Here is a 13,897-nt window from a genome sequence, read left to right on the forward strand (position 1 = left end):
ACAAAAGCAATATTATAGATTGAAATTCAAACAGTTTTTCTCATTTTTGATGATGTAAGTCAAAAATGGCCTTACATTATGTACGATAATTAAGGGACAAGATCGAAAAGATCCCATAGAATGGCTCGTTTTGCGTGAAAACTTTGCGCGCTGCGTCGTCTTTATCTTCATATAAAACATACTGTTACTATAAAGAAAAGCGATGCACTAACAGAGGACTACCGTTTTCAATGAGAGTATCACTTTATGTTGTTGTAGGGGGATTTGCCCTACTCACAGGCTGTCAAACATTAGACAACCATGGCGTTAACCAAACAGAAGTTGAAGCCGTCACAACCGAAAATACAGTCCCAGAATATTACCTCGCAACCGAGGCTCCATCGGCGCAAATTACCGATGTGTGGGAGCGAATTCGTCAAGGCATGCAGTTACCGGTTCCAGATCAAAAATTGGTGAATCAATACCGTGATTGGTACATCAAAAATCCACAGCATCTGGCGATCATCTCGGAACGTGCTGCACCTTATATGTACATGATTGTAGAAGAACTTGAAAAGCGTCATCTTCCTATAGAGATAGCTTTGTTACCCATAATTGAAAGCGCCTTTGATCCTTCCGCATCATCGACTGGCGCGGCATCGGGTCTGTGGCAATTTACCACACCTATGGCCAGTCATTTCGGTTTAGAAATGAACTGGTGGTATGACGGTCGTCGTGATGTCCCCGCATCAACGACTGCGGCGCTCGATATGCTGGAATACCTCTACGATAAAACCAATAACAATTGGCTTTATGCTATTGCTGCCTATAACTCGGGTGAATCACGGGTGCTCAATGCAATCAAACGTAACGAGAAAAAAGGCTTAAAAACGGATTTTTGGTCATTGGATTTGCCCAGAGAGACAGAACGCTATGTGCCGCAACTGCTCGCACTGGCAGAAGTCATTAAACACGCTGATGAATATGGTATTTCTTTAGCGCCAATTGACAACAATCCGACAATTGAAGTGGTTGATATTGATAGCCAAATTGATTTAGCCATGGCGGCAGGTTTTGCCAATATGACCACGCTTGAGTTACAAAAACTCAACCCAGGTTATAACCGCTGGGCTACATCGCCACTTGGTCCGCACACCTTAGTGCTACCAATTGATAAATCGGAAGAATTTAAAAAAGCGCTCGCTGAAACAGAAACCGAAGATAGGATCAGCTGGTTACGTTACACGATCAAATCTGGCGATAGCATTGGCAAGATTGCTACGCAGCACCATACGACCGTTGCCGCTATTCGCGCCGCCAACGGCATGAAAAGCAACACGATCGTCGCAGGCAAGCATTTGATTATTCCTGTCGATGCGCAAGACAAGCAGCTTTATGCCCTGTCAACTAAGCAGCAATTGCCGAAAAAATCACATGCTGCAGTTGAATCAACAAAAATTGCTTATCAGGTTAAGTCAGGAGACACACTCTCAGAAATAGCCCAAGCCCATAAAGTGACGGTGAAACAACTCAGCACTTGGAACAAATTGGCTAAGAATAGCAAGCTACAAAACGGTCAGCAGTTAGTGATCTTAGCACCAAAGGAGCTTGAGCAAACCGCACAAATTCGTACTGTTAGTTACAAGGTAAAATCCGGTGATTCACTTGCCCGTATCGCCAATAAATTTAACGTAACTGTTGCCGAGCTACTCGAGTGGAATAGCCTAGCGCAATCACAGTATTTACAACCAGGCCAAGTGATCAAATTAGTGGTTGATGAAACTAAGTTGAGTGCGTAGGGACTAAACTGGCACATAGTTCGAACGGATTAGTGCTATAAATCCTAAGCAAAATTGAGCCATAGATAACAAAAAGGCAGCAACCCTATCGGATTGCTGCCTTTTTCTATTATGAGAGGCGGCGTTATTCCATCGTCAGTAATAAGACAACGGGCGCCATAACAACGGCATCAGACTCTAATGCTTTAGCGGCAAAATGCGCTTCTAAGCGAGCACCATCTGCAGGTATTCCTGCAAATGCTTTGGGCGGAATACTAAATGAAGTCGTGATCACTTTCCCTGCCGCCAATTGGCTATCACGTAATGCTTGGGTAAACATCATATCATCCGACCAAGCCCACAGACGTTTGCCCTCTTGCGTTACCAACCACAAATCCGCCGTCATCCCAGAGTTATAACGCAGGCCGACAGCATAGGTTTGTGGATTTGTCACAGTCAATGTCGCCTTAACCGACTGCTTAAAATCGATAAAAGGTTCTAGAGTTAATTCGCCGCGAAGCAAGCCTTGTGCCTTTTCTGCCATCACAGGTTCAGCCTTTAATGTCGGAGTGCTTTTAAGCCCAGAAACATCGAGCGCCAGATCGGCAGCGCGAATAATCTCAGGCTGAACGGCCGCAGCTGTTGTAGTCTCACCCTTGGTTGACTGACTCGTGTCAGCGGCTTCGGGCGCCGAGCACCCAACAAGTTGCCCGCCGACAAAAGCACTCGCACAAACAAGTAATGCGTAACGCGTTGAAGCAACCATTAAAAACCGCCTAGTTTTTTCAATAAGGAGTCTTTTAATTTTTCCTTAGCTTTGTCGGTTTCTTCCTTTAGCTGATTATTCAGTAAGGCTTTAGTATCCAAAGCATATTCAGGTTTTTGGAAAGTGCCTGTAATCGCCAACGGAATGTCAACTCCAGCCAGCGCATCCTTGTCGCTACCACCCTGACCCTTCAATGAATTCACTAGGCTAGCGGTTAGTCTGTAGTCCAAGGCTTCAGTCAATAAATTCGCAGTGCCTTTACCATCCAAACGCAGTAAAGGCGAAGACAAGGCAAGATCTGGATTCGTGGCAACGCCATTATCCAACGAGAAACTGCCCGTCAGACTCGAGAAGTCAGTTTTGCGCTCCGCCTTCGTTTCTGGCGATAAGTCGCCCTTTAACTTAGCTTGTGCGCTGCGGATCATCTGTGGAATATTTACCCCGTACAGAGCACCGTCATTAATATCAAAATGACCATTCGCTAACAGGTTTTTCTTTAACTGCTCAGGGATCAAACTCTTACCTTTCCCCTTCACATCAAAGTTGGCTGTACCGGCCAATAAATCCACATCCGCCGCATCTTTCAGCAAAGGACGAATTTGTACGCCCGTCACTTTTTTATCAAATTGATAACTCGCCACAGCTTGACGAGCATCAACCTGAGCGCTCACCAGCAACTGACCTTGATATAAATCCGCATTCAGTTTCGTCAAATCTAACACGCCATTTTTAATGCCCACATCCATTAACCAATTTTGAGTCGACAGATTCGCGACCTTAATAGACTTAACAGTCAACTTGAGTTTTACATCAAGCTGCTTAAGGGCTGAGAGATCAGGCTCAACTGCCTGAGGGTTTGCTGCTGGCGCTTGTTCAGCGGTGGCGGTGGCCTCTGTTTTAGGTAACAGTGTATCTAAATCAATATCGCCAACTTGAAAATCAGCATTAATTTGTGGAATTTTCGTACCATAATTAACACCCACTTTACCCGCAGCGGTAATGCTCGCCGCGGTAAGCTGCGCAATATCGACGGACAATTGCTGTTTATCAAGGGCGATTTGAGTTGCTAAGCTGACAGATGTTTCGAGTTTCTTGTTCGGAATACTCTCACCTTCCACCACAGTATCAATTTTCAGCCCATTGATAACGAGTTGTTTAAAGTCTCGACTGAGTTTTAGTTCACCTTTAGCTTCGCTACTTATCGTCATATCCGGCATAGTTGCACTGAATTCAAAGGCGATAGGCGCAAATTTATCTAAGGAGAACTCACCTAGGGTGAAGCTACTTAAGGTAAAGACTTGAGTCTGCTTATTAGCTTCGTCAATCATATTAATTTGGGTATTGGTGATAGAAATGCCACCAATATTAATGTCGTTAAGTTTGGCATTCGATGAGGATTCGGCGGCAGCTGGAGACGCAGTTTTTGGGCTATTATCGCCACTCAACCCATCGAAACTGCTAGTGCCATTTTTACGGGTGACTAAATTGATCGTTGCGCCATCGAGACTCAATTCTGCAATTTCAATTTTCTGACTAAACAACGGCATGAGCGCCACTTCAGCAACGGCTTTTTTGACTTCTAACATAGCCTTAGGCGTAAAGCCTTCAGGGTTAGATAAAGACACTCCCCCTAGATTAATACCTATGACAGGGAAAAATGTCCAAGATAAATCGTCAGTAATGACTAATTCACGACCCGTTTGTTTTTTTACGGCATCGACTATTTCAGGTTTAAAATCATTAGGGTCGAAAAAGACGGTGAGATAAACGGTGACTAAAAGAATGAGCGTCACCATTAAGGCTAAGAGCCACTTAATGAATTTCATATAAATATCCTTATCAAAAACAACTTGAATTTATAGCAACTAATGCATTTAGAAATGTTAATTTAAAAATGCAAAGTTCAACATTTCATCACTTACTGCAATACCATTTTCATCAGCATAGAGCATCATACCGGGCTTAACCGTCACGCCACCCATATCCACAGCCACATTAATTTGGCCTTGACCTAACTTTTCGGTTTTTATCGGCATAGCCCCTAAGGCAAAGACACCTAAGCTGAAAGTATTTAATCTCGCCACATCGCGAACACAACCATTAATCACTATCCCTTGCCAACCATTATCTAAGGCGCTCTGCGCTATGAGATCCCCTAACAATGCGCGGCGCAGAGAACCGCCGCCATCGACAACGAGCACTTTTCCATGCCCATCCTGTGCAAGTATCTCTTTTACCTTTGAATTATCCTCAAAGCACTTTACTGTGACTATCTCGCCCCAGAAGAGCCGTTTACCACCAAAGGGTTTAAATGCAAGGGGAAGTAACTGTAATTTAGACGGATAGTGGTCGAATAAATCTGGTAGTAGATCAAGCATTTGAATCTCCATGATAGTCTATAACTTTAGACTACTCATAATTGTAGACCCCGACAAGGTCAAAGCAAAAATCAGCGGAATTTTTTATTTCATTTTAACGTGCAAAGGCTTGGTGTATATTGGCATAAGCATTATAATCTGCGATAGTTAACGTCCTATGACACTCTTTAAAGTTTCATAAATTTGTTCCCACACCTCTTTGTTATAAAGCGAAAACCAAATGACAACTGATCTTGATTTACAGAGCGCAATCGCAGCTCTTGATGAGTATGGATATGATAAGAAAGTCTCAACGGATCTTGAGCAAGCACGTAACAAGCAACAAATGGGTAAATATATTAAATCTCTCGACTATAGTTTACGTCGATTATTGATATTACAAGAAACCGTTAATGAGTTAGTTGAAGAAAAGAAACATCAATTAGCTCAGCAAGAGAATATTCAAACCTACAAAACAAAAATCATTAACTTGTCGAGAGAATTTAACATTTCTTACGATGAAGTATTAGCGCTGATGGCATCATCTAAATCTAAGAAGTAAGTTTATCGCCATTGTGCTCTATCACCACGCAGTTAAATTGTTTAATTAACATCTGCATATGCCATATAACGAAATATATACTTTTTCGGTTATATGGCAGAATTTTCGGCTTTCATTATTCGGACAGTGTTAACGATTTCATTTCATAAGTAACAATGCCAACTTATGTTAAGCTCACACTATACCTGTCTAGCGATTTGGCATAAAAAAGCAGAGCCTAAGCTCTGCTGATTTATATCAATATGCGAACTTATTTGCTCTGCATTAATTGGCGAATATATTTCACTGGTGCACTACCATAACTCAAGAATGTTTCGTGGAAAGTTTTAAGGTCAAAATCTTTACCTTGCGATTTTTTGTATTCTTCACGGAAATCATAGATTTCTCGATAACCTGAATAGTAACTCGTCAGTTGCACTTGACTAAGTGTCGCACGGCGCCACTTGCCTTCAGCTTCAGCTTGCTGTTGGAAGGCTTCATTCATCATCAGGGCAATAGCTTGGTCTTCGGTCATGCCTTTCACATGAATACTGTAATCTAAAATAGTGTTAGAGATAACACGTAAATTCCACTTGTAGTACATCAACCACATTTCAGGCTCAAAATTGCCATAGCCTTCTTCTAACATCATACGCTCTGCATAAACCGCCCAACCTTCGACCATAGCACCATTACCAAATAAACTTTTCACTAAACTCGGAGATTGATTAGAGTAAACGAGTTGAGTGTAGTGCCCTGGGATGGCTTCATGAATATTGAGGATTTGCAGGATCCAGTGATTATATTCACGCAAGTAACTCTCGGCGGACTCATCACTCATGCCATCGAGCGGCGTCACGTTATAATAAGTATTGCCTGACTTCTCATAGGGTCCAGGTGCACTAATTGATGCACCGGCATAACCACGCATATATTCGGGCGTTTCACGGACAACGAGTGGTTTTTTAGGATCTAATGTGACTAGTTTTTTCTTATTTACAAATTCAATCAGCTCTGGAATTTGCTTACGCACTTCATTCACGAATTCATCGCGCTGAACATGCTGAGTCGATAATTTATCGATTAATTGGCGAATGGCGAGCTTACTGTCAGCAGGCTTTGGCGTAGTAAAATATTTAGGCCATAACTTATCGGTAATTTTAGCCATTTCTCCTTGAACACGCTCTTTATCGGCTACGGCTTTTTGATATAGCTGTTTCGCCGTCATCCCCGCTTGGATATCAAAGGCAAATTTTTGCTCATATAACGCCTCGCCAATTCTAAAACTACGTGCTCCATCTTTTTTAAGTTGAACCACTAATTTGTCTAACCAAGCGATATGGCCGTTAATCGCCGCAGTGGCCGCATCGAAACGCGTTTTAAATAACGCTTTTTCCACATCAGTCAAACCAGAGTCGGCGACCTGTTTTAATAAGTCATCGGAAAAAACCGAAAATGCACCTTGATTCTGCAGCACTGCTAACTCAGTGTGCTCCAATGTTGGTTTGCTAATGTTCGCCTGCGCAGCAGCATAATAAGCTGGCACATTTTCTAAACGCGCTAATACCGAACGTAATCTGTCATCTAATGGAGCGAATTTTTCATTGATGATTTGGGCAAAACCACCCGATACGTTGTAACTTGAAGGATCCCACTGCCAAGATTTAAAACTGTCAATTTCCCATGCCATGCTACCGAGTAAATTGTCGATCAGATGGTAATCAATCAGTTCATTCGGCGTTAGCGACTTTTGCTCGAACTGAGTCAACTGCGCTTGCTGAACTTTCACAAACGCTAAGGTCTTTGCTCGACCTGCTGCATCGGGGATTTCAAGGTAACCATCGTTAACATGCTTGCCACTGTATAAGGCCCAAGTCGGTGACAATTCCCACAATGAATCAATAAAGGATGCTGAAAATTGCTCAAATGAGTGGGCTTTAACTTCAGGTGCGACCACGGGCGCGGTTTGACTCGTATGGGATTGACAGCCAGCAAGGCTGGCCAGCGATAGCACTATCGCAAGGGAAATAGCGTTTTTTTTCATTATTATGGGTCCTTTGTTAAGATTTATCAGGCATATAAAAATTACCTCAGTTAATCATATTGCCCCAATAATTGCAGCTATGTTAGCCATGAATACATGCGCGGTTACAAAATTGTAAGTTCTCAATATTTTACCGCCTATCATTCGCCTATTCGACGTATAAGCCCCTCTTTACCAAACACACACACAAATAATGATAATCGCCTATTCTGTTTCACCTCCTGCTATAATATCGCCCTGCTCCACTGTTCATGCTTTAGCGTAACAGTTTGCTTATACATTATTGACCTGACCCTTTACCTGAGACATTCAATGCCATTTTCCAAACTTGGATTAAGCGATCCGATTTTAAGAGCCATCACTGAGCTCGGCTATTCACAACCTACTCCGATCCAAGAAAAAGCCATTCCGGTGATCTTGAAAGGCAAAAACCTGCTTGCTGGCGCGCAAACAGGTACAGGTAAAACCGCCAGTTTTGTGTTGCCAATACTGCAAATGTTCGCCGACATGCCGAAAATCCGTGCTAAACGCGTTCGTGCATTAATCTTAACGCCAACCCGTGAATTGGCCGTTCAGGTAGAAGATAATATTGCCAAGTACGCAAAATACCTGCCGCTGACGTCTATGGCCATGTATGGTGGCATGGATGCCGCACCGCAGAAACAACGTCTTATTGAAGGCGTCGATATTCTGGTGGCAACACCCGGTAGATTGCTCGATATGTACACCCAAAGAGCGATTCATTTCGATGAAATCTCGATATTAGTCCTAGATGAAGCCGATAGAATGCTCGATATGGGATTTATCGAAGACATCAATAAGATTATCGAACGTCTGCCAACAGAACGCCAAAATCTGTTGTTTTCGGCAACCTTATCTAAGCAAGTGCGCTTTTTAGCGAAAACAGCGGTTGAAAACCCTGTCGAAATTGAAATTGCCCGCGACAGCGCAAACGCACCACAAATCGACCAATGGTTGATCACTGTCGATAAAGATAAAAAGTCGGCCCTGTTAAGCAAACTCATCACTGAGCAAGCGTGGGAACAGGCACTGATCTTTATCCAGACGAAACAAGGCGCCGCCAAACTGGTTAGCCAACTCGAAAAACGTGGCATTGCCGCCGAAGCCATTCACAGCGGTCGCAGCCAAGCGGTACGCGAGCAATTATTAGTGGATTTCAAATCTGGCAAACTACGCTTTTTAGTCGCGACTGGCGTTGCTTCCCGCGGTATCGATATCGACGCCCTCACCCGTGTGGTCAATTATGATTTGCCCGATGAAGCCGATGATTATATTCACCGTATTGGCCGAACCGGTCGTGCTGGCGCCTGCGGCGAAGCCATCTCCTTTGTTTCTAAAGATGATTTTAGGAATCTATGTGCTATCGAGCGCCGTCTAGGTCACCTCATAGTGCGTAAAGAAATTGAAGGCTTTGTGCCGAACAAAGAAGTGCCTGTGTCTATTCTCGATTTTGTGCCCAAAAATACTACGCCAAAAACCTTTAAAACTCGGGCACCTGAGGCCAGATCCTCGCGCCCCGCGAAGGAAGGCTCCTTTGAAACCGCCCATGCGAAAAAGCATCGCAGCGCAAAATCAAAGCCAGAGGTTAAAGCCAATGTAACACGGCCGCAATCTATTCAGACTGACAATGGTAACGATACAACGGGTCGCAGCGCGCCCTTTAATCCGTGGAATAGCGGCCCTAAAACTAAGTAATGACTCAGTACAAGTCGTGACTTATTAGATATAAAAACTCATTAAGATAGAAGATATTAGCATGATTACATTTAGCACAAATCTAGGCGACATCACTATAGAACTCGATTTTGAACATGCGCCTGTCAGTTCAAAAAACTTTGTTCGCTATTGTGAAGAAGGCTTCTTTGAACACACTATTTTTCACCGAGTAATCAAAGGCTTTATGATCCAAGGCGGCGGGTTTACCGCAAAAATGAAGGAAAAACCGACCCACGAGCCTATCGTTAACGAAGCCAACAAAGGCCTAAGTAACACCATAGGCACAATCGCTATGGCTCGCACCGATGCGCCTCACTCGGCCACCGCGCAATTCTTCATCAACACAGCCAATAATGACTTTTTAGACCATACCGCCACCACCAATAACGGTTGGGGCTACGCGGTATTTGGTAAGGTTACGGCGGGAATGGACATTATCCAGCAGATTGAGAAAGTCAAAACCACCACGGTCGCTGGCCACGAAGACGTGCCCCGTGAACCTATCGTCATCGAGAAAGTAACGATTAATATCCAAAGTTAATTTTTAAAACAACAATATTTTTTCGTTAATATGATTAATCGCGCAGTTTTAGTTGAGCGATTAATCATTTCCCCAAAGTTATTTAGTTAACTTTCCCGTACTATTCAACGCAAATTCATTTTATATAAACCTAAAAACACTAAATCCCCAATACAAAATCACTTAGTATAAAATCAACTGATGGATTATTTAAGCGTTGCCATTATTGACTTAAGACTACTACATATAAAATTAACCTCACAATATAGACCTCTTTCAAACAATGTTATTCATCATAAAAGCTGAAAAACAGCAGCACATACCTGACATCAATATCTTATACTAGCCGCACAAGTTGATAATATTAAAACAATACACCAACCATAATCCTTATGGTAAAAAGAGGCTTAACTTGCCATCTGATATAGATAAAAAAACCATATCTGTATCTATTATCATTTCTTGCTAATGCTTATTATCCCTATTTATTTTTAAGCCAGAATCATTACTACCTTAAGCAGCGAATCCTATTCAGATAAGCAGAGAAAGCTTGCTATAGTGATCAGAAAATGATGTTTCTATTGGATTCTAATAAGCTATATCGTAACTTCTGTGCCTTTGTTGATGAAACCAGAACTCTCATGACAAAACTTTTGACTAGAGATAGCGTCTAAGCATTTAGGGAATTTATTTTGAATAATAGAAAAGGTAGTCTGTTTATGGTTGCTGCGATGGCAGCATTTTCTATTGAAGACATGCTGATCAAATCCGCAGCAGAAACCACCTCTATCGGCCTCATTTTAGCGCTATTTGGCCTAGGTGGAATGTTGATTTTTATACTGTTAACCTGGCGAAAGGGTGAAACTGTGCTTCATCCTGCAGTCTTGTCTACCCCCATATTAGTACGTGCACTATGTGAAATCGTCGGCCGATTCTGTTTTGCTTTAGCCATCACGTTAACGCCACTCTCAAGTGCATCCGCTATTTTGCAAGCCACACCTTTAATCGCCATGCTTGGCGCGGCATTGTTGTTCGGTGAACAAGTGGGTCATAAGAGATGGCTTGCAGTATTGATTGGTTTTATGGGCGTGCTGATGATCATTCGTCCAGGACTTGATGGTTTTGAGGCCACATCTTTATTCGCCGTTATCGCTACCTTAGGTTTTGCAGGACGCGATTTAGCAACACGCGCAGCTTCTCCCGTGTTATCTAATATGCAGCTTGGAGTGTATGGTTTTTTTGTGTTGATTCCTACAGGCTTAGCGATACTGATTTACCAAAATGAAGCAATACAGTTTAGTGCTACCGCAGCAATACAGATAATTGGAGCAATCGTCTTTGGTGTAATGGCTTATAATGCGCTGACAATCGCTATGCGCACTGGAGATGTATCGGTAGTAAGCCCCTTTCGTTATACACGTTTACTCTTTGCCTTAGCTTTAGGAATATTTATATTTGGAGAATCCCCAGATTTGCTGACTATTCTGGGAAGCCTACTCATAGTATTAAGTGGCGGCTATACCTTAGTTCAAGCGCGTAAAAGAATGACGACGAATAACATACCTAATGCGGCAAAAACCTAAGGACTCGCAAAAAATAGCTAATCGAGTGTCAGAAATGCTTGGTTTTACCAAGGACACAGAAGGAGAACAAAACGGCGATTTTGCCCAGTTTTTGCCAAAAAGCAACAAAGGGAATCAGTAAGATACTGATTCCCTTTGCTTTAATTTGGCGGTGAGAGAGGGAGTCGAACCCTCGATACGTTACCGTATACACACTTTCCAGGCGTGCTCCTTCGGCCACTCGGACACCTCACCATATGTCGATTTATGTTAGCGTGGTTAATCTTTCACGTTTAAGAATCACTAACGATTTCGTATAGCCTTGCCGAGAGGCTTTCATCGTTAACGGAGCGGTACTGTACGCAAAAGCCTAAAGGGGGTCAAGTAAAAAAGACTCAGTTTCAGGCGGTTGCACAATTGCTAAACAAACCGCCGTGATTTCTTGAATCTTTTCACCGTTTTATACCGTTAATTGACGGTAAATTTGTGTACTTCTTTTGACATTGAATTCGCATCAAACGTCAGGGCTTTGGTCAGCTCCCTAAGCTCATCGGAGATCCTTTGAGTATTAAGGTAAATCTCACTGATCTTCAGTGCATTACGATTTACGTCTTCGGATACCGCCGATTGCTCATGGGTTGCTGTGGCAATTTGCTCGTTCATGCGGTCAATAATGTCTACTTGCTCCACAATACGTTTCAATTCGATACCTGCCTGTTCAGCTTCATGGACACTGCTATTAGCCTGAGCTAACCCTCTGTCCATGGCTTTTACTGCAATGCTCGCTCCCGCCTTCAATCTATCTGTCATATTTTTAATGTCAGAGGTCGAGGTTTGTGAGCGCTGCGCTAAACTTCGGACTTCGTCTGCAACTACAGCAAAACCGCGGCCCATTTCCCCTGCGCGGGCAGCTTCAATGGCGGCATTAAGCGCGAGTAAATTAGTTTGCTCAGCAATACTGCTGATCACTTCAAGCACTACCACTATGCCGTGAATTTCACGATCTAAATCGTTAATGGCTTTAGAAGCTCCACTAATATCGTCGGCTAACGCTTTGATCGCTTTGCTGGTTCGGCCGACTTCGAGGTTGCCTTCTTTAGCCTCTATATTGGCAGCGGAAGACGCTTCGGATGCCTGCACTGCATTGCTGGCAATCTCGGCCACTGTTGCACTCATTTCCGTCATAGCGGAGGCCACTTGTTCTGCCTCACTGTGGCCCGCCATCACATCTTGCTCCATGGCATGGGTACAGAGATCCATTTGCGCCACAGCTTGTTGCAATTTAGCGCCACTGGAACGTACATGTAGGATCACTTTTTCAAAATCACTCATCATGTCGTTAAAGGCGATGGCGAGTTCACCGAATTCATCGGAGCTAGAGTGAGTCAGACGCACACTTAAGTCGTAATGTTTACGGGCTTGCGTGATGGTCGAATATAAGTGATGCACACTGTCATGCAAATAACGGATAACAGATAGACTCAATATCAAGACTATCGCCAATACTGAGATTAAGGTCGCGAGCACTAAGAACATTTTCTCATTCGCTAAGGTTAATCTTTCATGGGTGGTATTAAGTAAATCTGCCGAGACTTGCTGTTCAAACTCACGTAATAGCTCAATCCGCGCGGTCGATTTACTGAACCACTCTTCGGGACTTTGTTGCAGGATTTTTTGATTATCTTGCTCGAATGCGATTTGACGTAACAGCTCAACGTCATGCATTGCAGCTGAACTCTGTAAACGGTTAAACGAGGATAATAAATCAGAATTTGCTAGTGCTAAAAAACGCTCTTGATAGGTATTTTGCTCCGAAACCAAAGTGATAAATTTGGCATAAACCTTAGGCTTAAATCCAGCTTGGCCAAAGGTTGAGCTGAGTACCGCCCTTTCAATCCCCGCCCTTTCCTTTAATTGCAAAAAAGCACTAAAAGCCGTCGCTTTAATGGCGATTTCTTGATTAGCACCCGTTTTTGCGGTTTCATCGACTATCGTCAGTAATAACTTATTTAACTCAGTGTAATAGGCAACTTCATCGGCGACACTGATACTTAAACTATCCACCTGCGAGCGGATTGAATTTAAACGCCCGAGTTGAGCGTTTAGCTCTCTAAGTTTTGGGGCAAATATCTCCGGCAGATGGTTCTCAGTGATAAAACGCTGATAGAGGCCGAGCTGCGTATCCGTTAATTGTCTTTGATCAGGTATTTTACCCGCAAACGCTTTTCCTGCTGAGCCAATAAATCCAGCACTCATGCCGCGCTCTTTTTGTAACTCATGCACTAAATTACTGTTGGTGACGGCCAGCTCGCTTAATTGCACTACTAAGGTTAAATCTTTTCTATATTCATATTTTTCAATGAGGTAAAGCGTGCCACATAAAAAACAGGCTAACAGTGGAGGCAAGACAACCATTAATAATTTTTGTTTTAGACTGAGATTACCAATCCATTGCCATTTCATAGAAATATCCTTTTAAACTTAGTTTTAGATCCAAATACCGAACACTAGGTATAGCATAATATCAACCGTAGGACGACTAAGGTTTATTGAAATTGCACAAGCTAATATCCTGATAAACGAGGATTTCCCCCATATTCCATCAATAGTTTA

Annotated in this window: 10 protein-coding genes and 1 tRNA gene; 5 read left to right on the plus strand and 6 right to left on the minus strand. The window is 42.9% G+C overall.

Annotated elements, in window-relative coordinates:
- The first annotated feature begins 230 nt into the window (after positions 1 to 230).
- Positions 231 to 1,778, plus strand: coding sequence for a LysM peptidoglycan-binding domain-containing protein (locus tag KO531_RS04415; protein WP_168827800.1), 1,548 nt, complete (start codon positions 231 to 233; stop codon positions 1,776 to 1,778).
- A 124-nt stretch (positions 1,779 to 1,902) separates the two neighbouring features.
- Here the strand turns inward: KO531_RS04415 and KO531_RS04420 are convergent, their stop codons facing one another.
- The 3 genes from KO531_RS04420 to KO531_RS04430 are packed head-to-tail and all read right to left on the minus strand — an operon-like array spanning position 1,903 to position 4,901.
- Entirely contained in the window at positions 1,903 to 2,523 is a 621-nt protein-coding gene (locus KO531_RS04420) for a BsuPI-related putative proteinase inhibitor (protein WP_113939588.1), read from the minus strand.
- Positions 2,523 to 4,349 (minus strand): AsmA family protein, encoded by a 1,827-nt coding sequence (locus tag KO531_RS04425; RefSeq protein ID WP_168827801.1) that lies wholly within the window; start codon positions 4,347 to 4,349, stop codon positions 2,523 to 2,525. The genes KO531_RS04420 and KO531_RS04425 overlap by 1 nt, the downstream gene beginning before the upstream one ends.
- A gap of 57 nt (positions 4,350 to 4,406) precedes the next feature.
- On the minus strand, positions 4,407 to 4,901 hold the full coding sequence (locus KO531_RS04430; RefSeq protein WP_028760092.1) for a putative 4-hydroxy-4-methyl-2-oxoglutarate aldolase: 495 nt from the start codon (positions 4,899 to 4,901) through the stop codon (positions 4,407 to 4,409).
- Positions 4,902 to 5,121: 220 nt separating this feature from the next.
- On the opposite strand from KO531_RS04430, the gene KO531_RS04435 reads away from it, so the two are divergent.
- Positions 5,122 to 5,442, plus strand: a complete 321-nt coding sequence (locus tag KO531_RS04435) for a hypothetical protein (RefSeq protein WP_028760093.1) — start codon at positions 5,122 to 5,124, stop codon at positions 5,440 to 5,442.
- A 250-nt stretch (positions 5,443 to 5,692) separates the two neighbouring features.
- On the opposite strand, the gene KO531_RS04440 is transcribed toward KO531_RS04435, so the two are convergent.
- Positions 5,693 to 7,465: a DUF885 domain-containing protein gene (locus tag KO531_RS04440; RefSeq protein WP_168827802.1), complete on the minus strand. Its 1,773-nt coding sequence runs from the start codon at positions 7,463 to 7,465 to the stop codon at positions 5,693 to 5,695.
- Positions 7,466 to 7,777: 312 nt separating this feature from the next.
- Between KO531_RS04440 and KO531_RS04445 the strand changes: the two genes are divergently transcribed.
- The 3 genes from KO531_RS04445 to KO531_RS04455 all read left to right on the plus strand — a co-directional run bounded on the left by KO531_RS04445 (position 7,778) and on the right by KO531_RS04455 (position 11,305).
- Positions 7,778 to 9,181 (plus strand): DEAD/DEAH box helicase, encoded by a 1,404-nt coding sequence (locus KO531_RS04445; RefSeq protein WP_131525615.1) that lies wholly within the window; start codon positions 7,778 to 7,780, stop codon positions 9,179 to 9,181.
- Positions 9,182 to 9,242: 61 nt separating this feature from the next.
- Positions 9,243 to 9,743 carry a peptidylprolyl isomerase gene (locus tag KO531_RS04450; RefSeq protein WP_105252328.1) on the plus strand — a complete coding sequence of 167 codons (501 nt, stop codon included), beginning with the start codon at positions 9,243 to 9,245 and terminating at the stop codon, positions 9,741 to 9,743.
- Positions 9,744 to 10,414: 671 nt separating this feature from the next.
- The gene (locus KO531_RS04455) at positions 10,415 to 11,305 is read left to right on the plus strand and encodes a DMT family transporter (protein ID WP_242068414.1); all 891 of its coding nucleotides are present in this window, start codon (positions 10,415 to 10,417) and stop codon (positions 11,303 to 11,305) included.
- Between the two features lie 146 nt (positions 11,306 to 11,451).
- Here the strand turns inward: KO531_RS04455 and KO531_RS04460 are convergent.
- Both KO531_RS04460 and KO531_RS04465 read right to left on the minus strand, forming a co-directional pair.
- Positions 11,452 to 11,539 (minus strand) — tRNA-Ser (locus KO531_RS04460).
- Between the two features lie 213 nt (positions 11,540 to 11,752).
- Complete coding sequence (locus tag KO531_RS04465) at positions 11,753 to 13,747, minus strand: methyl-accepting chemotaxis protein (protein ID WP_219250485.1); 1,995 nt, start codon at positions 13,745 to 13,747, stop codon at positions 11,753 to 11,755.
- Positions 13,748 to 13,897: the final 150 nt, after the last annotated feature.

Origin of the sequence: Shewanella sp. NKUCC06_TVS (assembly GCF_019345515.1) — a bacterium.
Classification (GTDB): Bacteria; Pseudomonadota; Gammaproteobacteria; order Enterobacterales; family Shewanellaceae; genus Shewanella; species Shewanella oncorhynchi.